We start from the raw sequence: 25,263 nt of genomic DNA on the forward strand, positions 1-25,263 counted from the left end.
ACAGGATTTTTCAAGGCCATGAACCTCAAGAATACAGATTTGCTGCGGTCGACCAATCTGATCGGCGGAAAATGGGTGGGCGCTGACAATGGCGCGACACTGACCGTGCTTAATCCCGGTACCGGCGCGGTACTCGGCCAGGTGCCGTGTTGCAGCGCAACGGAAACACGCCGCGCGATTGAAGCGGCCGATGCCGCCTGGCCGGCCTGGCGCGCCCTCACCGCACGCCGCCGCGCCCAGTTGCTGCAAGCCTGGTTCAAGCTGATTCTCGACAACACCGACGATCTCGCCCAACTGGTCACCGCCGAAGGTGGCAAGCCGCTGGCCGAGGCCAAGGGTGAAGTGATTTACGGCGCCTCCTTCGTCGAATGGTTTGCCGAGGAAGCCAAGCGCACTTACGGTGAGAGCATTCCCAGCCCGATGGCCGACAAGCGCCTGCTGGTCATCAAGCAGCCGATTGGGGTTTGCGCGGCGATCACGCCGTGGAATTTCCCGCTGGCGATGATCACGCGCAAGGTTGCCCCAGCCCTCGCTGCCGGTTGCCCGGTGATCGTCAAGCCGGCTGAAGCAACGCCGCTGACGGCGCTGGCGCTGGCTGTGCTGGCCGAACAGGCCGGCTTCCCGCCGGGAGTATTCAATGTCGTGACCGGCAACCCGGCCGAAGTGGGCGGCGAACTGACCGCCAACCCGATCGTGCGCAAGCTGTCGTTCACCGGTTCGACCGGCGTCGGCCGCCTGCTGATGGCGCAGTGTGCGCCGACGGTGAAGAAAGTCTCGCTCGAACTGGGCGGCAATGCGCCGTTCATCGTTTTCGACGACGCCAACGTCGATGCTGCGGTCAACGGTGCGCTAACCGCCAAATATCGCAACAACGGCCAGACCTGCGTGTGCGTCAATCGCTTCCTGATCCAATCGGGTATTTACGAAGAATTCGCTCACAAATTTGCCGCCAAGGTTGCCGAAATGAAGATTGGCGTCGGCACGGAAGCCGGCGTCACACTGGGCCCATTGATCAATGCCGCCGGCCTGAACAAGGTGGCGTCGCATGTCGGCGATGCGATCGACAAGGGCGCCCGCCTGCTTTGCGGCGGCAAGCCGCATGCCTTGGGCGGCAACTTCTTCGAGCCGACGGTGCTGGCCGACGTGACCACCGAGATGAAAGTCGCGCGTGAAGAAACCTTCGGGCCGCTCGCCGCACTGTTCCGCTTCGATACGGAAGCACAGGCTGTGGCGATGGCCAACGATACCGAGTTCGGTCTGGCCGCCTACTTCTACACGGCCGACATGGGGCGCTGCTGGCGCCTCGGCGAGGCGCTGGAATACGGCATGGTCGGCATCAACACCGGCATGATCTCGAATGAAGTGGCGCCGTTTGGCGGCATCAAGCAATCCGGCATCGGCCGCGAAGGCTCGAAGTACGGCATCGAGGATTATCTCGAAGTGAAATACCTGTGCTTCGACATCAACTAAGCGCATGGCCAAGCTGATCGTCGTTGCGGCACTGCTCTTGCTCCTTTTCCTGCTCTGGCGGAGATGGGGCCGGCAGCGCCGTGCGGCGTTCATCGAACGCTATCCCTACGCACGTGTTCTTGATACACGGCTGGCCATCAAACGCCCGAAACTGAGTGATGAACAGCGAGCCGAGGTGCTCCTCGGCCTCGGCGACTATTTCCAGTTATGCCGCATGGCCCGGGGCGACATGGTCGCCATGCCTTCGCAGGTGGTCGATGATGCCTGGCATGAATTCATCCTGTTCACCCGGTATTACCAGCGCTTCTGCCGACTGGCATTCGGCCGCTTCCTGCACCACACGCCGGCGGAAGCGATGGACGGGCCGACGCACGCGACCGATGGCATCAAACGGGCTTGGCGACTGGCCTGTCGACTGGAAAAAATCGACCCGCAAAATCCGGATCGCCTGCCCCGGATTTTTGCCATGGATGCCGCCCTCGGCATTGCCGGCGGTTTCATTTACCACCTCGACTGCCTGTCCGCACCGCAGGGCGATGGCTATTGCGCCAGCCATATCGGCTGTTCCGGCAGCAAAGGCGGCGGCGGGTGTGGTGGCGGAGGCTGTTCGAGCGATTCCGGCGGCGATGGCGGTGGTGGCTGTGGCGGAGACTAGCCGGCGCTACTTGTGATAAACCCGGCCACTGCTGCCGGAACGTCCCGAGCCGGAATTGGCCACATCATCGAACATGTTCCAGCCTTGCCACTGAACATAAGAAAACAGGGCAAGTGCAAGGACGCCGGCGGCGAGATTGAAATGTTTGAACATCAGTCGTCCGAATCCGAATCGCCGTTGACCGGCGGCGCGTGATCGCTCTCCGCCCAGCGCCGGGCTTCGAAAGCGGCATGCCGCAAGCGGCTGAAAATCGGGAAGATGGCCAAAAAGACCAGCGCCAGGAAAAAGTTGGACCACCCAGCCCCACCCCGCCAGACTTCCAGCGTATCGCTGATCTGAACCGGCTTTTCGGGGGCCAGATCGGGGTCGACCGTCAGATAATAGGTACCGGCAGGAATATCGAGAAACACGACTTCATCGTTGCGCCGCCCTTCCGACCAATTTTCCCCGCCCTCATGGCCCCAGTAATAAGCCAGTTCGCGCGTCACCGGCCAGGCCATGCCAGTAGCCTTGTTGATCAACACCAACTCAAGCCCAAGCCAGTTGTTGTCGAGCGAAGTGTTGTTATGCACCGTCAGCTTGTTGCTGCGCCCCCGGACTTCGAACGCCCGGGTTTGCAGGGTGCTTTCGGCTATCAACGGGGAAAAGACCAATTCTTGCCGGAGCAGCAGCTTGCCACCGCCCAGGGCGACAAACAGTAGTTGCACCAGGAGCAGCAGACCGGCCAGCTTCCAGAACAGACGGCAAACATGCCGGTGCGTTTCGGCCCAGGGATTCGGCTGATTGGCAAAGACGCCCAGCGGCTCGGGCAATGGCTTTTTCAAATTGAACGCCGCCGCCAGGTCGACCGCAGCAAGGTAGCGGCCGCGCGACCAGGTTTGTTCTTGCGGACTGCGCTCGACGGAAAGCAACAGGGGTGGCGCGACATAATCGATCACGCGCACGGCATCGCCAAGCTTTACGCGCCAGTTAAACTCCCCCGAAACCTGTACCACGGTGGCTGACTGGGTGGTCGAATAATGGCGATAGACCTCGCCACCGTAACGCACTTCGCCGATTTCGATGGCGCCGCTCTTTTTCGGCACGTCGGACAGGACATCCACCACATTCCAGTGGCCGTTGTACTCGGTCAACCAACGGTAGCTGCCATTTTCGGCCGCCAGCAGGTATTCGCGCCAATAGTAGGTGACACCCTCGCTTTTCGTTTGCCGGACCAGGCAGCCAATCACCTCGACGGATTTGTCTTCGAGCCGGCCTTGGCTGCCGAGCGGCAGGCGCAGCATGTATTGCTCGGCACGATTGCCCTGCGCCTTGGACAACAACTGGTAATTCTTGTCTGCCGTATTGACTACCGCACCGCAGGAAACACAGCCGACGGCGAGAATTTCCCGGCTCCTGGCCGACATCGGCGCACCGCAGGAAGGGCAACGAAAAACGCGGACTTCAACAGTCTTCTCCGGAACGGCCATCGCCGTGCGCAGATTGCTCAGTTGCAGCGCCTTGAACTCAACCGCCTCACCCGTGAATAGCAGCGGCGGTGTTTCGGAATAATCGAGCGTCGCGAAATTGGCTCCGTTACGCAGGTCGACCGTAGCCACCGGGTAGCCTGCCCCAACCCGGAACGGCAACTCGCCCTGGCCGGCAATACACTCGGCCTGCTCGATATTGCTCACCGTCCACGGCTGGCTGGCCAATGCAAATCGCTGGCCAACCTTCAGATCATCCAGCGGCGGCAGCGGCTCCTGGACTGGCTGCACAAAAGTAAGCACATACTCACCGCTCGCCTCCGACAACCAGCCGGTCCGTAGGTCATCGAAGAGCAGATACCACTCATTCCACAAGCCCTGGCTGTATTTGAGCTGGATGCGTCCGATCAGCGCGAAATGCACGCCCTGGTAACGCCCTTCCGTCCCCAGCTGCAGCCGCGAACGATCCTCGGCCAGCGCCGCCATCTTGCCGATATCTTCCAGTGCCTGATCGTGCCGGACCAGCGTACTCTGGCAGTATTCACAGACGGCAAAGATCGAGGCAGCCGACTTGAATACAACCGGCGCGCCGCAGGAAGGGCAGGAGGCAGCTAAAGCCACGATGCCGCGGTCAACTCAGTTTTTTGAGCAATTCTGCTTTTTTGGCATCGAACTCAGCCTGACTGAGAATGCCCTTTTCGACCAATCCGTGTAGCTTTTCCAGTGTCGCGACAATCTCGTCTGCGGAAACTGCAGCCGCGACAGCAGGCTGCGTCGCCTGAGCCATGGCCTGGCCCATCACTTGACCGAAACCGACACCGGCCCCGAGACCAACGCCCATCGCGGCGATCCCGCCCTCGTTCTTCGCCGCATCAGGCAGGCTGTTGGCCACCTGATACTGGGTGAAGCGCTGCATGTCGCCGATCATGTTCATGCCGATTTTCTGATCGAGAATCTTCTGCAGTTCTTCCGGCAACGACACGTTCTGGACAACCAGCGTATCGAGCGTCAGGCCGTACTCGGCAAACACCGGGGCCATCTTGAAATGCATTGCCTTGCCGAACTCATCCTGGTTGCCGGCCATGTCGATGAAAGCCACGCCGGACTCGCCGAACAGATCGGTCATCCCGGCGACCATGCTGTTGCGCAACTGACCTTCGAGCTCTTCGCGGCTATAGCTTGCGCGCGTCCCGGAAATCTTCTGGTAGAAGGTCTTGGCGTCGCTCAGGTGATAGCTGTAGATACCGAAGGCACGCAGGCGAACGACGCCGAAATCCTTGTCGCGGATGGTGATCGGGTTCGGCGTGCCCCATTTCTGATCAAGCTGGGCGCGTGTCGAGAAGAAATAGACATCGGACTTGAATGGCGACTCGAAGAGCTTATCCCAGTTCTTCAGGTAGGTCAGGACCGGCAGCGTCTGCGTCGTCAGTCGGTACATGCCGGGGGAAAATACATCGGCGACCGTCCCCTCATTGACGAAGAGCGCCAGTTGCGAATCGCGCACCGTCAGGCTGGCACCGTTCTGGATTTCCATTTCCTGCATCGGGAAACGCCAGGCCAGCGTGCCGTCGCCCTCTTCGGTCCATTGCAGGATGTCGATAAATTGTTTCTTGATGAAATCCATCAGGGCCATCACTGTCTCCTATCGGGTCAAGCGATACAGCCGGCATTGAGGATGCCGACCGCAATCGAAAGCAAAGCGAGGAAAATCCCGGACGCCATGCGCCCCTCGGGAATATTTTGATTGATCCGCGGCAGCGCAAGACGCGCGGCGACGAAGACCAGCAGTTGCACCACGCCAGCCACCAGCCCCCAAGCAATCATGGCATGCAGGTTATGGCTGACCGCGACCGACACGGCCAGCGGCAGCGCAAAGCCGATGACGGCACCGCCAAGGCTGATGGCGGCAGCCTCATTGCCGGCCCGGATCAAGCTGATTTCACGGTAAGGCGTGACCATGACATAGAGTGCGACAAAGCCGGCCAGCATGGCGGTGGCGGTGGCAAAGTAAGCGAAGAATGCCGGCAGGCTGTTAATGACCGGATCGAACATGGAATCTCCCGGAGGCTGGGCAAGGACGAATGATTGTCACCGTCATGCCCGATTAATTCAAGCCGGACGAGCCTGCATCCACTGAATGAATTCAGCCAGCGGCATCGGCCTGGCATACAGGTAGCCCTGCACCTGATCGCAGCCGAGACTGCGCAACTGCTCGAGTTGCGCCGGGTCTTCCACACCTTCGGCCAGCGGCACCATGTCGAGATCATGCGTCAAGTCGATGATGGTCCGGACAACACGCAGGCTGTCCGGCGATCGCGCCATGGCCGTAATGAACGAGCGGTCGATCTTGATTTCCCTGAAGGGCAGGTTAACCAGATAACTCAGCGATGAATAGCCCGTCCCGAAATCATCCAGCGCCAGGCCAATTCCCAGATCGGAAAGACGCTCCATGACGCTCAGGCAACGAATCTGGTCTGCCATCATGGCCGACTCGGTCAACTCGATCATAAAACGGTCGCCGGGAATCTGCCAGGTTTCAAGACGTTGGGCGATCATGTCGGGCAGATCGGTATCGACCATATCTGCGGCGGTCAGATTGAGCGACAAACGGACAGGAACACCTGCCGCCGCCAACTCGGCCGAACTGCGCAAGGCATGGCGAATCAGACTGTCGGTAAACATCTGCCGCCAGCCGTTTTCTTCGAGCAATTCAAGAATAAGCGGCGGGGCAACCCACTCGCCGTTTGCTCGCTGCCAGCGCAACAGCATTTCTGCACCGAAGCAAACGCCGCTATTGATATCTACCTGGGGCTGCAGGTAAAACTGGAGGCTTTCCTGATGCAGCGCCAGTTTCAGTTCGGCCGCCAGTGCATCATGCTGCTGCCAGTCACAATGCAAGTCCCGGTGATACCAGCCGAATCCCTGCCGGGTTCGCGCCAGATCCCAGCGAGCCAGGCGCGCCGCCTGAACCAGGGTATCGGCATCCGCCCCGTGTTCAGGCCCCATGGCAGCGCCCATCGCGACATCCAGCGTGACGCTCCGGCCACTGATCAAACGGATTGGTTCGGCAAAGCTTTGCTGGATGTGAGCCCCGGCCAGGCTCGGCTGGACCATCGATGAAACCCCGGGAAAAACCAGCAGCCACTCCCCTTCACGCCCGGAAAAAACCAGATCCTGAGGACGCAGGCGATGCGCCAGACGCTCGGCAAACAAAGCCGGCAAAGTCTGCAACTCACCGGCCGACAGATGGGCGAAGGCATTCCTGTTAATCAGCGAAACCGACAGCAGCGACACCGGCTGGCCCTGTTTCAATGCTTGATGCAGGTATTGCAGCGCAGCCAGTTCCCCGGGAATGCCGCTTTCAGCCAATCGAGCCTCTTCATCCAGTTCGACGGTGGCGCTGACTGCTGCCAGCACACTGCGCCGGAGGAGTGAAAACAGGTCAACATTGAGCCGGGCGACAAGACGATCCGCACCCAGGATTCGGTGCTCGCAAATCTCGACAGCCCGGTAGAAAAAAGTCATCAATTCGGTCAGGCGGAATCCCCGGCTTGCCTGCTTGTGCCAGGAAGCAAGCCAGTATTTCTGCCAATCCGGGTCCGCCAGGAAAAGAACCAGACCGGAAGACACTTCGATGAATTCCTTGAGAACCGGGTCATCGTCCCGTTCAGGCAGGGCCTGATGCACCGCATCACGCCAGATGTCATCGAGGACCGAAATGGAGCGCAAGGCATCGGTATCGAGACCAAAGGCGAAAAGATCGAGATACCCGGTGCTTTTAGCCGAGGTAGTAGTCATCTTCGGCAATTCCGTAAGCATCGTGCGGCAAAGCCCGTACGACACGCAAAGCCTTGTGTGCCGGCTCACGCAGGTCAATCACCTGGTAACCGACCACCTTGTTCTTGTGCTTGTCGAGCATCAGCAGGACACGGGGGCGCGAGCGATGAACACGATTCTGCTGGATCACGACGCCCACTTCACCGCTGCTCAACTCGACCAGCGTGCCAATCGGATACAAACCGACGCACTGGACAAACTGCTCCATCAAATTCGGATTGAATTTGTGGTCGCGCAAGGCATACAGCTCTTCGAGGGCTTCTTGATGCCCCAAGGCATTGCGATACGGTTTGTTGCGCAGCATGGCACAGAATGAGTCGACCAACCCGGCCATCTCGGCCTCGATGCCGATCTGGTCAAGCATCAGGCCGCGCGGATAACCGCTGCCATCCCAACGTTCGTGATGTCGGGCAATGGTCAGGATGACCTCCTGCGGAATCTCGCTCTGGGTGCCGAGAATTTCCAGTGAGCTCGCCACATGCGAGCGCACCAGTATCTTTTCACCTTCGGAAAGCGGATCGGTTTTGCTCAGCAACTCAGGGGGCAAATTAATCTTGCCGACATCCTGCAACATGCCGGCCAAACCCAGTTGCAGCAGTTTGTTGCCTTGCCACCCGATGTGCGTACCAAGCAGCAGCAGGTAAACCGAGACATCCATCGCATGATCGAAACTGTAGCGATCAACGCGCTTCAGGCGCAGCAACCACATCAATGCGTCCGGATTGCGCTTGAGGCTGCCTGCCATGTCACGAACCCCCTCGCGAATATTGCTCAGGTCGATTCGTTTTTCACTCAAAACATTCTGGAAAGAAGTTCGCAGAGCAGCCTGTAGATCGTTGAATTTCGGCTCGATGTGAATCAGTTCGCGTCCGAGATCGGCCCCTTCATGCTCGGTTTCCTGGTGATGAAGAAAATCGAGAAAGCGGCGACGCCGGGGAGGAATTTCTTCGTCCGACGGTTTCCGGGTAAACAGCGGGGGACGCAGCGCACGATCAAACGCAATTTTTGGCGCGGCATAGTGCTCGCCCAGCGAACGGCTGCGGTCGACATAGACGAAGCGGCACTTTTCGCGAATCAGCTCAATTTGCTGCGGTGTGGTCAGGACGAAGCCCTGCAGCGCAAAAGGGAACTCCGTCCAGGCGCAATCGGGCTCAGCGAAAAACATGCCGATTTTCAGCTCGGCAACCGAAATTATTTCCATTCTGCAGTCATGTTGGCACCCTCATCCCCAGGGCTATGGTTTTCAAACCTTCAAGCGGGAGATTGTCCGCCTGGATAAAGGGGATGACAAGGCCATTCGCCAGCAGACCAGCGTTTCCGCCGGAAAGAAGGCAGTTTCCCTGCCCGGCCGGCAAGCGCCGGCAGGCCCGCTCGATCGCACCCAGCTGGGCTTCGATGGCCCCTGAAACAATGGCGTCCTCGGTACATTGCGGGTAGCTGGCATACGTCCCGTCGGCCAACGGCAAAGCTGCGGTATCGCGCGCCAGCGAGCGGCGCATCAGATCGATCCCCGGCAGAATCAAACCGCCCAGGAAACGGCCTTCCGCATCCAGCGTATCGATCGTCGTTGCCGTCCCGGCCATGACGACTACGCAAGCCCCGGCCGACAATTGGCGGGCACCAATCAGGGCGCACCAACGATCCACGCCGAGGCGTTCCGGAGTTTGGTAAAGATTTGTAATGCCGCAAGCATTTCGGCTGGATTTAACTTCCCGGACCAATGCCGACCAGGGGCCGAGCGCCGACCGAATCCGTTCTGCCGCCAGATCCCCGGCCACGTTGGCCAGAAGAATCATTTCAGGCCTTGGCCATTGCGTTGTCAGCGCCGTCAGTCCGGCGACATCGACATGCGCGACAGCGCCCTGAGCCAACCAGTTCGGCCCTTCATGCAGACCCCACTTGAGGCGTGTATTACCGCTATCGAGACACAGGATCATGCGCGACGCAGGCTGACATCGCCTGAGAAAATGCGCTCGACGCCACCGGGAGTCTCAAGCAGCAGGGCACCGTCGTCATCCACGCCCAGACAAAGCCCGGCTTGCGACTCGCCTTGCTCGGCAATAATCCGGACACTTTGCCCCTGCCAGGCATGGCGCCGTTGCCAATCCGTTTTGATGGCTGCGAAGCCGTCGACCGCAAAAGTCTCGAGCACCTCGGCCAGAGTGGTGAGAATTTCAGCCAGCACCTGATGACGATCCGGCAGGGCATGGAGCGCCTGACTCAACCCGCCCGCCGGCAACGACAAGTCAGCCGATGGTGCTTGCAGGTTGAGACCAATGCCGATGATTGCCTGCGTACCGCGCCGGTCGGTACTCAACTCGACCAGAACACCGGCCAGCTTGGCGTACTCGCCTCCATGATGCAGCAGGACATCATTCGGCCATTTCAGACAAACCCCCACCGCCCCGAGATTTTCCAGGGCACGGGTCAGGGCGACGCCAACCGCCAGCGACAAACCGCTCAACCGGGAAAGCGGGCCGGAGAAGCGCCAGAGCAGCGAGAATGTCAGACCGGACTCGGCTTCCGACAGCCAGCTGCGCCCGCGCCGGCCACGCCCGGCACTTTGCCGGTCGGCGACAATCACCGTCCCCGCCGGAACACCGCGTTCGCTGCGACGCATCAACTCACTGCTGGTCGAGTCGCACTCATCCAGCGCATCAAGGTCAAAACGCCCGGCCAGAGGGCCAAGGCGGGATTTAATCAGTACAGGATCGATCAGTGCCATGCGGCCGATTTTACTCTGCCGCCGACTCCTTGCCGCCATCAATCCCGAGTTCGGCAATTTTTCGGGTAATCGTATTGCGCCCGATACCCAGCGCCAGCGCGGCTTCGATCCGGCGCCCGCCGGTATGCGCCAGCGCACGCGAAATCACGATCCGCTCGAATATCTGCGACAACACGCCGTGAACATCCTGGACACCGCGAGCCAGAAGACGATCGGTTTCACCTTCCAGAGCGCTTTCCCAATCACTGGCCAGGGTCATCGGCACCGAATCGCGCAGCTCGCCAGGCAAATCACCAATTTCAACCTGCTGGGCCGGCGCCATGACCGTCAGCCAATGGCACAGGTTTTCGAGCTGGCGGACATTGCCCTGGAAATCGAGACCGGTCAGATATTTCAAGGCCGGCTCGGACAGGCGCTTGGCCTCAACGCCCAGTTCGCGGGCGCTTTTTTGCAGGAAATGTCGGGCGAGCAGGGGAATATCCTCGCGCCGCTCGCGCAGAGAAGGCAAGCGGACACGAATCACGTTCAGGCGATGGAACAAATCCTCGCGAAACAAGCCATCCTTGACGCGCGTTTCAAGGTTCTGGTGCGTCGCGGCAATCACGCGAACATTCGCCTTGATCGGCGAATGACCGCCAACCCGGTAGTAGTGACCGTCGGACAGCACGCGCAGCAAGCGCGTCTGCAGTTCCGACGGCATGTCGCCGATTTCATCAAGGAACAGCGTGCCGCCCTCGGCTTGTTCGAAGCGCCCGCGCCGTTGTGCCTGCGCCCCGGTAAAAGCGCCCCGCTCATGACCAAAAAGTTCGGATTCGAGCAAATCCTTCGGGATGGCAGCCGTATTGATCGCAATGAACGGTTTGTCGGCTCGGGGACTGTGGCGATGCAGGGCATGCGCAACCAGCTCTTTACCGGAGCCGGATTCACCGTTGATCAACACAGTGGCATGCGACAGTGCCAGACGGCCAATGGCCCGGAATACCTCCTGCATGGCCGGCGCCTGTCCCAGGATTTCCGGAATCAACCCTTCTTCCTCGACCGCACCGCTTTGGTGCATTGACTCGTCGATTGCCCGCCGAATCAATTCAACGGCCTGATCGACGTCGAAAGGCTTGGGCAGGTACTCGAAAGCGCCTCCCTGAAACGCAGCCACGGCACTTTCCAGATCCGAGTATGCCGTCATGATGATGACCGGAACCGATGGGAAGCGTGTCTTCACCTCCTGCAACAATTCCAGCCCGGACTGGCCTGGCATACGGATATCGGACATCAGGACCTGCGGCGGCTCGACCCCCTGCTCAAGGTTGGAAATCGCCTCGCTGGCCGAGGCGTAACTCTTGAAAGGGATGCCCTCACGGGACAGGGTCTTTTCGAGGACCCAGCGGATAGAGCGATCGTCATCAACAATCCAGACTGGCTTCATGGGTACTTGGCTCATTTTTGCGTTGTAATGGACCAGACCTTAGCAAGACTCAAGCCTGCTCGACGGGCAGCCGCAGAATGAATACCGTCATGCCTGGTCGGCTGGTGCAATCGATCGTCCCATGGTGGTGCTGGACAAAATTCTGGGCGATGGTCAGACCCAGGCCATTGCCGCCATCCCGCCCGGAAACCAACGGGTAGAACATCCGTTCGCGGATCTCTTCGGGGATGCCCGGACCATTGTCGATCACCTTGATCTCCATCGCCAGGCGATAGCGTTTTTTGGCCAGCGTGACCTGCCGCAAGGAACGTGTCCGCATGGTGATTTCACCGGTCCCGCCCATCGCCTGCGCCGCATTGCGGGCAATATTCAGCACCGCCTGGATCAATTGCTCACGATCGCCAACCAGCTCGGGCAGGCTGGTGTCGTAATCGCGACGCATGACCAGCGAACCAGGAAACTCGGCCGTCAGCAGACTGCGCACGCGTTCAAGAATCTCATGGATGTTGACCGTGGCAGGCAGCATCGCCCGGTGCGGCGTCAGCAGGCGCTGCATCAAATCCTGCAAACGGTCCGCTTCCTTGATGATGACCTGGGTATATTCCTTGAGCGATGGATTGGCCAACTCGTGCTCAAGCAACTGCGCCGCACCCCGAATGCCACCGAGCGGATTCTTGATTTCGTGCGCCAGGTTGCGGATCAACTCGCGATTGGCCTGCTGCTGTTCGATCAGCCGCTCTTCGCGCGTCGCTGCGAGATGATGTTCGATCGGCTGAAACTCTAGCAACAGACGAACGCCGGCGGCAATTTCCGGACGCAACGGCGTCACCGTGCAGTTCAAATGCAGCACCTGGCCATCGCTGCGCGTCAGCTCGATATTCTGGCCGGTATAACCCCAATTGTTGGCTAGGCCGTTGTCGAGCGCCGAACGCAGAATGGCCGAACAGGTGCAAACGCTCGACAGCGCCTTGCCAGCGACCGACCGACTACTGACCGCCAGCAGATTCTCGGCAGCCGGATTGAGATAGCGCAGCAACTGACCGTCATCGATCAGCAGTACGGCGGAGGCCAGCAGATCAAGGCCGGCAAAGGTCTGAGAGGAAGCGTCCATATCTTGCATTGTAACGGCTTGGTCGACAGGAAAACGATTGCTTGCGTTACTGACCCATCGTTCATTATCATTCCAAGACTATCCTTGGCCCTCTTTGACCATGCCCCTGACCGCCCCGTACCGCGCCCTGCTGTTGCTCGGCCTGACCGCTTCGCTGGCCGCCTGCAGCAACCATGACACGCCGCCACCGGCTGCCCGTACCGTACTGGTTCAGGCCGCCGCGACCGGACAATCCGGACCGGGCGTCTACACCGGGGAAATCCGCGCACGCCACGAAGTCGACCTGGCCTTCCGGGTAGCCGGCAAGCTGGCCAGCCGATTGGTCGATAGCGGCGCTGAGATCAAGGCCGGCCAGCCGCTGGCTCGCCTCGACCCGGCCGACCTTCAACTGGCCGCAGTCAGCGCCAAGGCCCAACTGGCTGCCGCAGAAAGCGAGTTCTCAACCGCCCAGGCCGAACGTGAGCGCTATGCCGGCCTGCTGGCCAAAAAATTTGTCAGCCAGGCGGCATTCGACGCCAAGGACAATGCGCTCAATGCCGCGCGCGGCCGCCTCGAACAAGCCCGCGCCCAAAGCCAGATCAGCAACAACCAGGCGACTTACGGCACACTGAGCAGCGAATATCCGGCGGTCGTCACCGCGGTGCTGGCCGATGCCGGGCAAGTGCTCGGCGCAGGCCAGGCCGTTTTCCGCATTGCCCGCCCCGAAGAAAAGGAAGTTGCCATTGCCATTCCGGAAGGTCGGATCGCCGAACTGAAAGCGGCCCGGAATATCACGGTCAACTTGTGGGCCGATGCAAAAATCAAATTGCCCGGCGAACTTCGCGAACTGTCCGCCGCCGCAGACCCGGCAACGCGAACCTATGCGGCACGCATTCGGATCAAGAACCCGCCGCCCGAACTGCAGCTCGGCATGACGGCACGGGTGGTCCTCGACAGCGCGAGCAATGCCGCATTGCAAGTGCCGCTCGGTGCAGTCGTCGATAACGGGCAAGGCGCAACGGTCTGGGTCGCCGCCGACGGCAAGGCTCAGCCACGCCAGGTTCAGGTCAGCCAGTTCCGCGAAGATGGCGCCGTTATTTCGAGCGGCCTCCAGGCGGGCGAACTGGTGATTGTTTCCGGGGCCAGCAAACTGGTCGCCGGCCTGCCCGTGACCCCCAAAGCGGTCACCCCGCCCAACGGGCAGCGCTGAATCGTGAGCCATCGATTCAACCTGTCCGACTGGACGCTGCACCACCGCACACTGGTCGGTTATTTTCTCTTTGCGCTCGCCCTGATGGGTGTTTTTGCCTACGGCAAGCTGAGCCAGTCGGAAGATCCGCCCTTTACCTTCAAACTGATGGTCATCCGCACGCAATGGCCGGGTGCTACAGCGCGCCAGGTTGAGCAGCAGCTGACTGAAAAAATCGAGAAGAAACTCCAGGAAACGCCGTATATCGACCGTGTTTCGAGTTATTCCCGCGCCGGCGAGTCGACCGTGATGTTCTTTGCCAAGGACAGCACGCCGCCGGCCCAGGTGCCCGATGTCTATTACCAGGTGCGCAAGAAAATCGGCGACATTCGCCATACCTTGCCGGCCGGCATCCAGGGACCGTTTTTCAACGACGAGTTCGGCGACGTTTTCGGCAATGTTTACGCGTTGACCGCGGAAGGCCTCGATTATCCGCAACTGAAAGATGCCGCCGAGCGCATTCGCGACGAATTGCTCAGCGTGCCGAATGTCGGCAAGGTTGAGATTTTCGGCATTCAGGACGAAAAAATCTTCATCGAACTGTCGAACGCCAAGTTGGCGACGCTGGGCATCGATCAAACAACGATTGTTCAGGCCTTGAACCAGCAGAATGCCGTGGCCGGTGCCGGCTTTTTTGAAACGGCGGAAGAGCGTATCCAGATTCGTCCCGGTGGTGCCTTCGATACGCTACAGGCGGTCGCCGACACCCAGATTCGCAGCGGCAACCGCAGCTTCCGGCTCGGTGACATCGCGACGGTCAGACGCGGAACGATCGACCCGCCGGCCACGCAAGTCCGCTATGGCGGCAAACAGGCCCTGGCCATCGGCGTGGCAATGGCCAAGGGCGGCGACATCATCGTGCTGGGCAAGGATCTCGAAAAGCGCATTGCCAGCCTGCAGACTGGCTTGCCGCTCGGCCTCGAAATCGGTACGGCAGCAAGCCAGCCGGATGCGGTCAAGCGTTCGGTCCAGGCCTTCGTCCAGTCACTGGCCGAAGCCGTCATCGTTGTCCTGCTCGTCACGTTCGTCAGCCTTGGGCTGCGGGTCGGCATGGTCGTCGCCATCTCGATTCCGCTGGTTCTCGCTGCGACTTTCCTCGCCATGCAGTTCTTCAACGTCGGCCTGCACAAGGTGTCGCTGGGCGCCCTGGTCCTGGCGCTTGGCCTGCTGGTCGATGATGCGATCATCGCCGTCGAAATGATGTGGGTGAAGATGGAGCAGGGCTGGGAACGCACCCGGGCGGCGTCATTTGCCTATACCAGCACGGCCGGCCCGATGCTGTCCGGAACGCTGGTCACGGTGGCCGGGTTCATTCCGATTGCGCTCGCCAAGTCATCGACCGGCGAATATGCCTTCGCCTTCTTCCAGATCAACGCCGTTGCCCTGCTGATTTCGTGGCTCGCCGCCGTCGTCGCCATTCCCTGGCTCGGCTACAAGCTGCTGCCCGACCCGCGTGCGCCCCACGTGCCGGGCATGATCGAACGCCGTTTGCCACGCCTCGCCCGACTGGCCGAGAAAATCGGCTTGTCCGGCCCGCCGCAGGGTGACGAGCACGATGTGTATGGCACACCGTTTTACCGCCGCTTCCGCCAACTGGTCGGCTGGTGCGTGCATCACCGCAAACTGGTGATCGCCATTACCGTGCTGCTTTTTGCGTTGTCGATTGTCGGCATGGGCAAAGTCCAGAAACAGTTCTTCCCGAATTCGACCCGCCTCGAGCTGAACGTCGAGCTACGCCTGCCGGAAGGGGCGTCAATCGCCGCGACCGATGCCGAAACGCGCCGTCTGGAGCAGTGGCTGGATAAGGACAAGGCTGAGTTCGATCACTTCGAGCACTACATCACTTACGTCGGCTCGGGTTCGCCACGCTACTACCTGGGCCTCGACCAACAATTGCCGGCGAGCAATGTCAGCCAGTTCGTCATCGTGACGCGCGATGTCGCGGCACGCGAAGCCTTGCGCGGTCGACTGATCCATTTGTTCGAAAATGACGGATTTGCCGCACGGGCCAACATTGCCCGCATCGAGAATGGTCCGCCGGTCGGTTACCCGGTCCAGTTCCGCGTTTCGGGTGACGATATCGACACTTTGCGCAAGACAGCCGCCCAGGTGGCCGAAATCATGCGCAGCGATCCGGAAATCTCGAACGTCAATTTCGACTGGAGCGAACTCTCGAAGGCAGTCGACATCGAGATCGACCAGGACAAGGCGCGGCTGCTCGGCGTTTCCAGCCAGGATCTCGCCGCACTGCTCAATATGTCGCTCAATGGCTACACCGTGACCAGCTATCGCGAAGGCCTGAAGAGCATCGATGTCGTGCTGCGCGGCGACCGTGAAGAACGCACCCATCTGTCGATGCTGCCCAATCTCTCGGTCCCGACACGCAGCGGCAAGAGCGTGCCGCTGAGCCAGATCGCCCGCCTCAAGCATGATTTCGAACCTGGCCTGATCTGGCGTCGCGACCGTCTGCCGACAATCACCGTGCGCGGCAACCTGTACGGCAAGATTCAGCCAGCCACGGTGGTCGACCGCATCAATCCGGAAATTGCCAGGATTCAGGCAGCCCTGCCCGAAGGCTACCGCATCGCAACCGGCGGATCGGTCGAAGAGTCGGCCAAGGGCTCAAGTTCGGTCATGGCCGGGATTCCGCTCTTCCTGCTCGCCGTGATCACCATCCTGATGATCCAGCTGCAAAGCGTTTCGCGCGTCGTCATGGTGCTGCTGACCGCGCCGCTGGGCATCATCGGGATTGCGCTCTTCCTGCTCGTCTTCCGCCAACCCTTCGGGTTCATGGCCCTGCTCGGCACCATCGCGCTATTCGGCATGATCATGCGCAATTCGGTGATCCTGGTTGATCAGATCGAACAGGATCTGGCGGCCGGCAAGCCCCGCTGGGAGGCCATTGTCGAATCGACGGTGCGCCGCTTCCGGCCGATTGTGCTGACTGCGGCAGCGGCGGTGCTGGCGATGATTCCACTATCGCGCAACGACTTCTTCGGGCCGATGGCCGTGGCCATCATGGGCGGCCTGATCATCGCCACCGCCCTGACCCTGCTGTTCCTGCCGGCGCTTTACGCCACCTGGTACAAGGTCAAGGCACCCGCGCCCTGATCAGCGCAGGTTGGCCAGTTCCTTCTGGATCGCCTGGATGTTGCGCTCATGCTGCGCCACGCGATCCCTGTAAGGCGCCACGCGATCGCGGCTGTCGGCCGCGCCCGGACGCACGGCTTCCTGCTCGGCCAGGTCCTTGCGCGCCTGATCGAGGCTGCGCTGCTCGCCGGACAACTCCTGCTCAAGGATATGCCGGCGATCGCCATCGCGGGCTTTCTGGGTATCTTCCTGCACCTTGGGGAAGCCGGAAGGTGTCGGACTGGCCGAGGCGCGTGGCGCTTTCGGCGCTGGCACGGCGGTTTCCGGGCTGAGCGAGACAGCCTTGCAATTCTTGTCGAGACGTGACGTCGAAATAATGGTGCTGCCGCCATTGGCATCCGGGCATTTATAAATCGACTGGGCATGCGCAGGCAAACCACAGGCAAGCCCCAGAAGGGCAAAGGCAAAACGTGTCATTGTCATTATTTCCTAGTGAAGCTTTAGTGTAGCGGACTTAAGTCCGACACCTCCATCCTGTAGACAAAAAAAGGGCGGGAAATCCCGCCCTTTCTTGGGTACTGAACTCGCTTAGCAGGAGTAGTACAGATCGAACTCGACCGGGTGCGTGGTCATGCGAACGCGATTGACTTCGTCCATCTTCAAGTTGATGAAGGACTCGATCCACTCGTTGGAGAACACACCACCACGGGTCAGGAACTCGTGGTCGGCTTGCAGGGCAGCCAGCGCTTCTTCGAGGGAAGCACAAACGGTCGGGATCAGTGCGTCTTCTTCCGGCGGCAGATCGTAAAGGTTCTTGTCAGCCGGATCGCCCGGGTGAATCTTGTTCTGGATACCATCCAGGCCGGCCATCAGCAGCGCGGCGAAGCACAGGTACGGATTGGCGATCGGATCCGGGAAGCGGGTCTCGATACGACGAGCCTTGGTGGAGGCAACGTACGGAATGCGGATGGAAGCCGAACGGTTCTTGGCGGAGTAAGCCAGCTTGACCGGTGCTTCGTAGTGCGGAACCAGACGCTTGTAGGAGTTGGTACCCGGGTTGGTGATGGCGTTCAGGGCCTTGGCGTGCTTGATGATGCCGCCGATGTAGAACAGGGCCAGTTCAGACAGACCGGCATAGCCGTCGCCGGCGAACAGGTTCTTGCCGTCTTTCCAGATCGACTGGTGAACGTGCATGCCGGAACCGTTGTCGCCAACGATGGGCTTCGGCATGAAGGTGGCGGTCTTGCCGTACTGGTGGGCAACATTGTGCACCACGTACTTCAGGATCTGGGTCTGGTCGGCACGCTTGACCAGGGTGTTGAACACGGTACCGATTTCGCACTGACCGGCAGTGGCGACTTCGTGGTGGTGAACTTCAACCGGGCAGCCGAGGGCTTCCAGGGTCAGGACCATGGCCGAACGGATGTCGTGCAGGCTGTCGACCGGGGGAACCGGGAAGTAGCCGCCCTTGACGGTCGGACGGTGGCCGGTGGCGCCATTGCCGTCGTTCTTTTCGCCCGAACCCCAAGCCGCTTCAGCGGAATGGATCTTCAGGTTGCAACCGGACATGTCGACATTCCATTCGACGCCGTCGAAGATGAAGAATTCGGGTTCCGGACCGAAGTAGGCGGTGTCGCCAATGCCGGAGGACTTCAGGTAGGCTTCAGCGCGCTTGGCGATGGAGCGCGGGTCACGGTCGTAACCACGGCCATCGGCCGGATCAACGACGTCACAGGTCAGGACGACGGTGGTTTCGTCGAAGAACGGATCGATGTAGGCGGTCGCCGGATCCGGGTTCAGTTGCATGTCGGAGGCTTGAATGCCCTTCCAGCCAGCGATGGAGGAACCGTCGAAAGCGTGGCCGTTTTCGAACTTGTCTTCGCTGAAGGCGGAAACCGGCACGGTGACGTGCTGTTCTTTGCCACGGGTATCGGTGAAACGGAAATCGACGAACTTCGCGTCATTTTCCTTGATCAGATTGAGTACGTCTTGCGGGGTTGCCATAAGCGTCAGTCTCCTAAGAAAACAAGTTGCCGGACGATCCGGCAGAAATCACAATAAGTCGAACGCAGAGGATTTAGCAGAAAGCATGCCAAAGACTCACGGAACAGCTTTACATTTTGCCACAACGAGATGCGTGATTTAAGCAAAGAATGCGCGCACGCAATTGGTGCAGAAACAAGTCTTCGCGCACCGTTATGGTGCAACCGTGCACGCAAGTCTAATTCGGCTGATGGTTGAGCCACTTTTCAGTCGTCCAGCCAACGAACGCTCGATCTCGATCAGGGAATTCAGCCCGGCAAATCCGGCGTGATCGAAAAACACCTCGACCTCGACCCGACCGTTCAGATAATGCAACAAAACCCTGAGCGGCGGCGGCAAGCCGTCCAGCAAGGGCATCACCTCTTCAAGCAAGGCTTCGCGCCCCGGCAACCGGGAAGCGGAAAGATCCGGATCGATATCATCCTCGGGATCAATGTGCACAAGCACATCCAGCACTTCCGGATGGGCCAGAAGAACATTGGCGCGGGCGGTTTCTGCGATTCGATGCCCTTCCGAAACGCTGATCCGCGAATTGACCATGACGTGCGCGTCGACCAAGGCCTGATGGGCCATGCGTCGGGTACGTAACTCATGCAAGCCGAGGACGCCCGGTGTGGCAACCAGGGTTTGGCGGATAGCCTCAACCTGGACTTGATCCAGACCGGTATCGATCAACTCCTTGAGCGCCCCCCAGGCCAGTTCGCCCCCCATACGCAAAATCATGAAACCCATCAGCGCGGCAGCCAGCAAATCGAGGAAAGACCAGCCCAGCAAGGCACCGCCGATACCGACCACCACGACCAGTGCCGAAGCGGCATCGGCGCGGGTATGCAGCGCATTGGCAATCATCAGTTGCGAACGCAGGCGCTCGGCGACGCGAATCAGGTAACGGTACAAACCTTCCTTGGCCACGACGGTGGCGATTGCCACCCAAAGCGCGGAAAGCTCAACCGACGGCAAGGCCTCGATGTGCTGCAAGCGCATGCCGGATTCCCAAAGGATGCCGCCACCGATCAAGGCCAGCGAAGCACCGAGAATCAGAGTCGCCGCCGTTTCGACCCGGGCGTGCCCATAGGGATGCGCCTGATCGGCAGGATGGGCACTTTGTCGACTGGCATAGATGACCAGAAAGTCCGACAGCAAATCCGAAAACGAGTGCAGACCATGAGCGACCAGCGACTGCGAATGAGCCAACCAGCCGACAATCAGCTGAATCACCGTCATGACGAAGTTGACCGCAACACTGACCCAGGTCGCGCGCTGCGCCTCACTGGCGCGGTCGACGGCACTTGCCGCCGGAAAATGCTCGGAATGTTCGTGCGCCATGTCCTCTGCCCTATACTGTCGGACCGGAATTTTAGCAGCCAAATATTATGGGCAAGTTAACTGAGATCATCCTGCTGGCACAGCAACGCGCCCAAGCCATGGGCGCTTCCTACAAGGGTGCCCTGACGCCCATAGAGGCTGCCGAGTTTTTGGCACTCTCCCCCGAAGCCAGGCTGGTCGACGTCCGGACCCGGGCCGAATGGGATTGGGTAGGCCGCGTTCCACAAGCCATCGAAATCGAATGGAATCAGTATCCCGGCGGCACGCGCAATCCGGACTTCATGGCTGAACTCAAGCGCCAGCTTTCCCCCGGTTCGCCGATCCTGTTTCTCTGCCGCAGCGGAGCACGCTCCGATGGTGCGGCCAGCGCAGCGACCGAAGCAGGCTACGACCAGTGCTACAACATCCTGGAAGGGTTTGAAGGCGACAAGGATGCCCACGGCCATCGCGGACAGCTTGGCGGCTGGCGCCATGCCGGCCTGCCGTGGACGCAAGGCTGACCGCAGCTAGCCGGTCAGCCCCTTCAGGCCGGTATAGATCGACATGAGCGTTGTGCATAAAGCAACAGCAGCACTCCCCAAGTCACTCCAGCGAGTCATCGAGTCGGTCAGTCCGCTATTCCCCAAGCCACCAACCCCGGCCGTCCGCAAACGGGCTAAAAACTGCTGGTGTTTCTGAAAGCGTCTGTCCGACCAGCGGAACAACCACAGCCCGGTAATAAAACTCAGGCCGATACTGGCTGCAAACTCGATAAACTCGCGCACTTCAACCGCATCCTGCGGCCACAAGGGAACCTTGTCGAGCCACGCGGTAATCCCGCTCATGCCGAATACGGCAAGCACTGCCACCAAAAAAGCCAGTAGCACACCAGGCAAAAGCGGAAGACGGGCCGCACGGGCAAATGCGAAGCCAAATGGCAAGGGTAGCAGCAGGGCAAAAACGCGCAGATAGAGAACCTTCGCGTCATAAACAAAGACCATCAGCCATTGACCGAGGAGTAAAAGCAACAATGGCAGGAGCAGACAGGCAACGGCCAGTGACAGATTCCGGCCCGGCGTCGGAAATGATGCTTCAGCCGGCATCGCAACAACCGTCACCCCTGCCTGGACAGGAGAAACAGTCTCGGCCGGCGCACGGGATGCGAGTTCGGCTTCCAGTTGGGAAATCCGCTCCAGCAACGGTTTGACGAGAAACAGATCGCGCTGGCAAACCGGGCACACCAGAGCTTCGTCGGCAATTTCCGAAGCGCAGTACGGACACTTCATTATTTGACCACGTTCAGCGTCATCACCACCTGGCTGCTCCGCCCTTCACTGTCCTGAACGATAATTTGAATCTGGTGCTCGCCGGGCGGCGTTTCTGCACCGGGCAGGTCGAGGCCCGCCTCGCTCAAACCCGGTTTGACACGAGCCAGCAGGTCGACCGGCTTGGCCTTGAGGTAGATGACCTTGGTCGCCGCCGCATCGATCTTGGCCCCGCCTCGCGCCTCGAAAGCCACTTTCAGATCAAAAGGCGAAGTCAGATTAGTCAGATCGGGGGTCAGAATCTTGATCGCCGGCCCGCGCGTAATTCCTCGTGTCGCCAGCACGCCTGCCCCGGCGGGCAATTTAGCTTCATCGGCCTTGATCAAGGTGACCGCCTCGGCAGAAAACGCCAGCAACATACCGACCAGAGCGACCCCGGCCATTTTCAAATTGGATTCAGACATTCACTTTTCCTCAATCGCCGACCAAAACAAATGGTGCCCAGAATAGTGGATGAGCATAGCTGAAAACCGGCTTTCCCGTCTTGGCATCCACCTTGCCCGCACCATCGACCATCCCGAGCATCGCCTGGCGCAAAGCCTCGGCCTTGCCCAAAGCTCGATCCGCCGACTGGCGACGGAACAAATCGGTCATCAAACCGCGAGCAGCCTCGGTTTCGACTGGCCAGTTCGAAACCAGCAAGGCGCGCGCGCCAGCATAGAAAAAGGCTCGCCCCAGACCAGAAACGGCTTCACTGCCCGAACCTTCTCCTGCCGCCGTATTGCAGGCGGACAAAACCACCCAGTCAGCATTGAGCTTGAGCGAGAGAATTTCTTCCTGGGTCAGCAAACCATCCCCGCTGCCGCCGCTAACCCCCGGCGCACTCAGCGCCAGAGCGGGCTGGGTCAAGCCATTCAGCTCTCCCGGCACCAAACCATGCGTCGCAAACATCACCACGCGCCGATTGGCCAAGTTGGCTGAAAAGACAGTTTTTTCACTCGCCCCCTGATGCAGAAAAATATCCGTTGCCGGGTCGGCGCCAAGTGTCTTGGCAATTTCACGGATTTCCAGCGCGGTATCGGGCAAGCGTGGCAACAGGGCCAACTCGGCTGAATCAACCGACTGGGTATGCGGTGCGCTACGCAGACGCAGGGGGACACCGCGCATCGCCACCTGGCTGGGTGCCGTTTTTTTATCCGCCTCACTGGCTTGTGCTTCGCTGAAATAAGGGTCGCCAAAACCGATGAACGGCAGCCGGTCCGGCGCGCCCGGCGGCAGACGCCGCAAACTGGCCAGAGCGGTCACCGAGGGAAGCTGGGCAACAGCCACCTGACGCATCAACCATGGAACCTGGCGGTAGGATGAAAAAATCACCCCGCCCTTGCCGGGTTTCGACGTTTCTGCCGTCACCAGCAAAGAAAGCGGTAATTGCCCCAACTCGCCATGCGGCACGGCGAGCAGCGTTGTTGCGCCCTGAACCAACTCAGCCACGGGAGCAAACAGCGATTGATAAAGTTGATGCGACAAGACCGTATCAAACTCGGGAATTTGCTCGACTGTCGGCGCCTCGGCATCCAGCGCACGACGCAGCTTGGTCACCGCCGCAGCCATCGTCGCCCGATCAGTCGGCAAGGCGGCAAACCGACTGCGTCCATCGGCGGCAATCGCCCAGACATGGGCATCGCGCCGGCCGAAATACCAGGACAGCAGCACCTCCCCGGGCTGAAGCATTTTGGCCACATCGGCCATGTTGACCGCGGGAGGATCAACCAGCCGGGCGTAATCGGGAAAGCGCTGGCTGATTTCCTTTTTCAGGCGCTCCCGGTTTTGCTTCAACCCCTCGATATCCTGCCGGATTCTTGCCTGGATCACCGGCAATTGCTGTTCAGGCGGCGCAGAGAGCAACTGGCTGAGCAAGTCGTTCAGGGCATTTCCGCGGCGCTGCGTGTCCTGTTCCTCACGCGCCAGCTGAGCCAGATCGGGATCCTTGATCGCAGCCCGTGCGGCACTCCGCGTCAATGCCCGCTGAACGGAACTGCCTCGCGCCAAATCAGCCATCACGAAGGCATCGTTGGCGGCATCGAAGCCGGACGGCAAACCGGGACGCCCCTGCATGTCGGACAACAAGCGGATGTAGCGCTCCAGAATACCAACCAACCGTTGCTGACGCCGCATACTGCCGGTCTCTGCTTCGCTATCGCTACGCACCCGCTCGACCAGGACAGGCAGCGCCAGACGGAAAGCCGCCAGCGCCCCCGCCTGCTCCCCGCGGTCAGCCAGCGCCATGGCGTAAAACGCCCGGACCTCGGAAGTCCTCAACGCCCGTTCGCCAAGCTGTTTGCTCAAACGCTCAAGCATTTCTGCCGCCATTTTTTCTGCCGGGAGCGGCTGACCGGTACGCAGCAATGCCTGAACCACATCCAGGTCACCGCGCAAAACCTGGGCAGCCATTTCTGGCGATCCCTCAACCGCCTTGCGCATACGTTCATAAAGCGCAAGCGCCTCGGCATCGTTGCCCAGCGACACCTGAGCAGCGAGATTGGCACGCAACGCGCCGAGCACGGTCAGGGAGTGAGGCGCGGCACCGCTGGCCAGGGCTGAGGTCAAGGCAGCCTCGGAAAGTTTGGCCGATTCAGCATAACGCCCCTGCTCGGCAATGATCCCGGAAAGCACCCGCAAACCGCGACCAACATCGGGAGACGAACGACCTGCCCGTTTCAACGTGTGTTCCAAGGCAGTTCGCGCCATCGACTCTGCCTCGACCAGCTTGCCCTGGGCCAGCAACACTTGCGCCAGACCGCGCTCGATGCCTTCGCTGCCCTGCTTCATGTTTTCAGCGGTTGGCGCATCGCGACCTGCGGCGCGAATGGCTGGCAGATCCTGCAACGCCAGAAGGTTTTCGCTCAAACTTTTCCGATAAGCCCCTTCGGCCTCGCGCATTTTGCCGGCCATCGAAAAATAATCGCCACGCGCCTTTTCAAAGGACGACAACCAGAAGTGCGACCAGGTAGACCAGCCACGACCATTCCGCAAACCGAGCAGCACCGACTCCAGCTTGGCCAGGTTTTGCTGGGCCATTTCGAAGTCGCCCAATTGCGATGCCAGGCTGACGATCTGGCTGTAGGCTCCGGTCAATTGCCCTTGCGACGATTGAGGCACTTGCTTGATCGCCTCTAGCGAATAATGCTGCGCCGCCAGGAAGTTGCCTCCCTGGCGCTCGGCCATCGCCAGCGCCCGCATCGCACGAGCGTATTCCGGCGCCCCCGTCTGGCCATACTCGACGGCCAGACGAAAGTCGCTGATCTGTTGCTGAACCTGCCCCAGTTCCGCGGCAGCCTGGCCGCGTTTCCAGTAGAAATCGAACAGGGCGGCACGTTCGGAAGTTTCGGGCGGACGCGCCTCGGCTGCGCTGCGTAACTGACGGACCAGATCGTCATGCTGGCGATAGTCGGCCAACATCCGGGTGATGTCATTGATCGAACGGGGCGGCGGACGCACGGCAAGCTCGTCGATTTCAGCACTGACTGACGGCTCACCGGCATTAGCAGCGAGGGATACGGCCAGAAGCGTCGCAATCAAACAGCGATGATAGAATCGTTCCCCAAGCATTTTGCCTCTCCTAGGCGCCGTCACTCTGGCAGCTTA

Annotated in this window: 21 protein-coding genes; 5 read left to right on the forward strand and 16 right to left on the reverse strand. The window is 60.2% G+C overall.

What is annotated here, in order from left to right; translation table 11 throughout:
• The first annotated feature begins 18 nt into the window (after window positions 1-18).
• Together GBK02_RS16675 and GBK02_RS16680 are read left to right on the forward strand one after the other, a co-directional pair.
• Complete coding sequence (locus GBK02_RS16675) at window positions 19-1,470, forward strand: NAD-dependent succinate-semialdehyde dehydrogenase (protein ID WP_203467714.1); 1,452 nt, start codon at window positions 19-21, stop codon at window positions 1,468-1,470.
• 4 nt (window positions 1,471-1,474) lie between these two features.
• On the forward strand, window positions 1,475-2,125 hold the full coding sequence (locus GBK02_RS16680; RefSeq protein WP_203467715.1) for a hypothetical protein: 651 nt from the start codon (window positions 1,475-1,477) through the stop codon (window positions 2,123-2,125).
• Window positions 2,126-2,131: 6 nt separating this feature from the next.
• Here GBK02_RS16680 and GBK02_RS16685 read toward each other — a convergent pair whose 3' ends face one another.
• From GBK02_RS16685 to glnL, 10 genes are read right to left on the reverse strand one after another with little or no spacing between them, the layout of a single operon-like run.
• Window positions 2,132-2,278 carry a hypothetical protein gene (locus GBK02_RS16685; protein ID WP_203467716.1) on the reverse strand — a complete coding sequence of 49 codons (147 nt, stop codon included), beginning with the start codon at window positions 2,276-2,278 and terminating at the stop codon, window positions 2,132-2,134.
• A complete protein-coding gene (locus GBK02_RS16690) occupies window positions 2,278-4,212 on the reverse strand; it encodes a DUF4178 domain-containing protein (RefSeq protein WP_203467717.1) in 1,935 nt (644 codons plus the stop codon). Before GBK02_RS16690 ends, GBK02_RS16685 begins: the two co-directional genes overlap by 1 nt.
• Window positions 4,213-4,222: 10 nt before the next feature.
• Complete coding sequence (locus GBK02_RS16695) at window positions 4,223-5,224, reverse strand: SPFH domain-containing protein (RefSeq protein WP_203467718.1); 1,002 nt, start codon at window positions 5,222-5,224, stop codon at window positions 4,223-4,225.
• Between the two features lie 17 nt (window positions 5,225-5,241).
• Window positions 5,242-5,643 (reverse strand): DUF350 domain-containing protein, encoded by a 402-nt coding sequence (locus tag GBK02_RS16700; RefSeq protein ID WP_203467719.1) that lies wholly within the window; start codon window positions 5,641-5,643, stop codon window positions 5,242-5,244.
• A gap of 57 nt (window positions 5,644-5,700) precedes the next feature.
• A complete protein-coding gene (locus GBK02_RS16705; RefSeq protein ID WP_203467720.1) occupies window positions 5,701-7,389 on the reverse strand; it encodes a GGDEF domain-containing phosphodiesterase in 1,689 nt (562 codons plus the stop codon).
• A complete protein-coding gene (locus GBK02_RS16710; protein ID WP_203467721.1) occupies window positions 7,370-8,629 on the reverse strand; it encodes an HD-GYP domain-containing protein in 1,260 nt (419 codons plus the stop codon). The genes GBK02_RS16705 and GBK02_RS16710 overlap by 20 nt, the downstream gene beginning before the upstream one ends.
• A 7-nt stretch (window positions 8,630-8,636) precedes the next feature.
• Window positions 8,637-9,365, reverse strand: coding sequence for a type III pantothenate kinase (locus GBK02_RS16715; protein WP_203467722.1), 729 nt, complete (start codon window positions 9,363-9,365; stop codon window positions 8,637-8,639).
• On the reverse strand, window positions 9,362-10,153 hold the full coding sequence (locus GBK02_RS16720; protein WP_203467723.1) for a biotin--[acetyl-CoA-carboxylase] ligase: 792 nt from the start codon (window positions 10,151-10,153) through the stop codon (window positions 9,362-9,364). The genes GBK02_RS16715 and GBK02_RS16720 overlap by 4 nt, the downstream gene beginning before the upstream one ends.
• A 10-nt stretch (window positions 10,154-10,163) precedes the next feature.
• Entirely contained in the window at window positions 10,164-11,576 is a 1,413-nt protein-coding gene (gene ntrC / locus GBK02_RS16725) for a nitrogen regulation protein NR(I) (RefSeq protein WP_305852114.1), read from the reverse strand.
• A gap of 49 nt (window positions 11,577-11,625) precedes the next feature.
• Complete coding sequence (glnL, locus tag GBK02_RS16730) at window positions 11,626-12,687, reverse strand: nitrogen regulation protein NR(II) (RefSeq protein WP_239003093.1); 1,062 nt, start codon at window positions 12,685-12,687, stop codon at window positions 11,626-11,628.
• Between the two features lie 100 nt (window positions 12,688-12,787).
• On the opposite strand from glnL, the gene GBK02_RS16735 reads away from it, so the two are divergent.
• The gene (locus GBK02_RS16735; protein ID WP_203467726.1) at window positions 12,788-13,876 is read left to right on the forward strand and encodes an efflux RND transporter periplasmic adaptor subunit; all 1,089 of its coding nucleotides are present in this window, start codon (window positions 12,788-12,790) and stop codon (window positions 13,874-13,876) included.
• A gap of 3 nt (window positions 13,877-13,879) precedes the next feature.
• Window positions 13,880-17,026 carry an efflux RND transporter permease subunit gene (locus tag GBK02_RS16740; RefSeq protein WP_203467727.1) on the forward strand — a complete coding sequence of 1,049 codons (3,147 nt, stop codon included), beginning with the start codon at window positions 13,880-13,882 and terminating at the stop codon, window positions 17,024-17,026.
• Here GBK02_RS16740 and GBK02_RS16745 read toward each other — a convergent pair whose 3' ends face one another.
• The 3 genes from GBK02_RS16745 to GBK02_RS16755 form a co-directional block, all read right to left on the reverse strand.
• Window positions 17,027-17,488 (reverse strand): DUF4124 domain-containing protein, encoded by a 462-nt coding sequence (locus tag GBK02_RS16745; RefSeq protein WP_239003094.1) that lies wholly within the window; start codon window positions 17,486-17,488, stop codon window positions 17,027-17,029.
• A 105-nt stretch (window positions 17,489-17,593) separates the two neighbouring features.
• The gene (gene glnA, locus GBK02_RS16750) at window positions 17,594-19,009 is read right to left on the reverse strand and encodes a type I glutamate--ammonia ligase (protein WP_203467728.1); all 1,416 of its coding nucleotides are present in this window, start codon (window positions 19,007-19,009) and stop codon (window positions 17,594-17,596) included.
• 192 nt (window positions 19,010-19,201) lie between these two features.
• Complete coding sequence (locus GBK02_RS16755; protein ID WP_203467729.1) at window positions 19,202-20,374, reverse strand: cation diffusion facilitator family transporter; 1,173 nt, start codon at window positions 20,372-20,374, stop codon at window positions 19,202-19,204.
• Between the two features lie 47 nt (window positions 20,375-20,421).
• Between GBK02_RS16755 and GBK02_RS16760 the strand changes: the two genes are divergently transcribed.
• Window positions 20,422-20,874, forward strand: coding sequence for a rhodanese-like domain-containing protein (locus GBK02_RS16760; RefSeq protein ID WP_203467730.1), 453 nt, complete (start codon window positions 20,422-20,424; stop codon window positions 20,872-20,874).
• A gap of 6 nt (window positions 20,875-20,880) precedes the next feature.
• On the opposite strand, the gene GBK02_RS16765 is transcribed toward GBK02_RS16760, so the two are convergent.
• The 3 genes from GBK02_RS16765 to GBK02_RS16775 are packed head-to-tail and all read right to left on the reverse strand — an operon-like array spanning window position 20,881 to window position 25,227.
• On the reverse strand, window positions 20,881-21,639 hold the full coding sequence (locus GBK02_RS16765) for a hypothetical protein (protein ID WP_203467731.1): 759 nt from the start codon (window positions 21,637-21,639) through the stop codon (window positions 20,881-20,883).
• Window positions 21,639-22,082, reverse strand: a complete 444-nt coding sequence (locus tag GBK02_RS16770; RefSeq protein ID WP_203467732.1) for a hypothetical protein — start codon at window positions 22,080-22,082, stop codon at window positions 21,639-21,641. The genes GBK02_RS16765 and GBK02_RS16770 overlap by 1 nt, the downstream gene beginning before the upstream one ends.
• Window positions 22,083-22,092: 10 nt before the next feature.
• A complete protein-coding gene (locus tag GBK02_RS16775; protein WP_203467733.1) occupies window positions 22,093-25,227 on the reverse strand; it encodes a CHAT domain-containing protein in 3,135 nt (1,044 codons plus the stop codon).
• Window positions 25,228-25,263: the final 36 nt, after the last annotated feature.

The sequence above is a fragment of the Dechloromonas sp. TW-R-39-2 genome (genome assembly GCF_016864195.1).
Lineage (GTDB): Bacteria > Pseudomonadota > Gammaproteobacteria > Burkholderiales > Rhodocyclaceae > Azonexus.

Bases quoted from the DNA above. Each gene is read 5' to 3' on its own strand.
- GBK02_RS16705 (WP_203467720.1), bottom strand. From the start codon at position 7,389: ATGACTACTACCTCGGCTAAAAGCACCGGGTATCTCGATCTTTTCGCC.
- GBK02_RS16770 (WP_203467732.1), bottom strand. From the start codon at position 22,082: ATGTCTGAATCCAATTTGAAAATGGCCGGGGTCGCTCTGGTCGGTATG.
- GBK02_RS16720 (WP_203467723.1), bottom strand. From the start codon at position 10,153: ATGGCACTGATCGATCCTGTACTGATTAAATCCCGCCTTGGCCCTCTG.
- GBK02_RS16755 (WP_203467729.1), bottom strand. From the start codon at position 20,374: ATGGCGCACGAACATTCCGAGCATTTTCCGGCGGCAAGTGCCGTCGAC.
- GBK02_RS16695 (WP_203467718.1), bottom strand. From the start codon at position 5,224: ATGGCCCTGATGGATTTCATCAAGAAACAATTTATCGACATCCTGCAA.
- GBK02_RS16700 (WP_203467719.1), bottom strand. From the start codon at position 5,643: ATGTTCGATCCGGTCATTAACAGCCTGCCGGCATTCTTCGCTTACTTT.
- ntrC (WP_305852114.1), bottom strand. From the start codon at position 11,576: ATGAAGCCAGTCTGGATTGTTGATGACGATCGCTCTATCCGCTGGGTC.
- GBK02_RS16710 (WP_203467721.1), bottom strand. From the start codon at position 8,629: ATGGAAATAATTTCGGTTGCCGAGCTGAAAATCGGCATGTTTTTCGCT.
- GBK02_RS16675 (WP_203467714.1), top strand. From the start codon at position 19: ATGAACCTCAAGAATACAGATTTGCTGCGGTCGACCAATCTGATCGGC.
- glnA (WP_203467728.1), bottom strand. From the start codon at position 19,009: ATGGCAACCCCGCAAGACGTACTCAATCTGATCAAGGAAAATGACGCG.
- GBK02_RS16715 (WP_203467722.1), bottom strand. From the start codon at position 9,365: ATGATCCTGTGTCTCGATAGCGGTAATACACGCCTCAAGTGGGGTCTG.
- GBK02_RS16765 (WP_203467731.1), bottom strand. From the start codon at position 21,639: ATGAAGTGTCCGTACTGCGCTTCGGAAATTGCCGACGAAGCTCTGGTG.
- GBK02_RS16775 (WP_203467733.1), bottom strand. From the start codon at position 25,227: ATGCTTGGGGAACGATTCTATCATCGCTGTTTGATTGCGACGCTTCTG.
- GBK02_RS16760 (WP_203467730.1), top strand. From the start codon at position 20,422: ATGGGCAAGTTAACTGAGATCATCCTGCTGGCACAGCAACGCGCCCAA.
- glnL (WP_239003093.1), bottom strand. From the start codon at position 12,687: ATGGACGCTTCCTCTCAGACCTTTGCCGGCCTTGATCTGCTGGCCTCC.
- GBK02_RS16735 (WP_203467726.1), top strand. From the start codon at position 12,788: ATGCCCCTGACCGCCCCGTACCGCGCCCTGCTGTTGCTCGGCCTGACC.
- GBK02_RS16680 (WP_203467715.1), top strand. From the start codon at position 1,475: ATGGCCAAGCTGATCGTCGTTGCGGCACTGCTCTTGCTCCTTTTCCTG.
- GBK02_RS16745 (WP_239003094.1), bottom strand. From the start codon at position 17,488: ATGACAATGACACGTTTTGCCTTTGCCCTTCTGGGGCTTGCCTGTGGT.
- GBK02_RS16685 (WP_203467716.1), bottom strand. From the start codon at position 2,278: ATGTTCAAACATTTCAATCTCGCCGCCGGCGTCCTTGCACTTGCCCTG.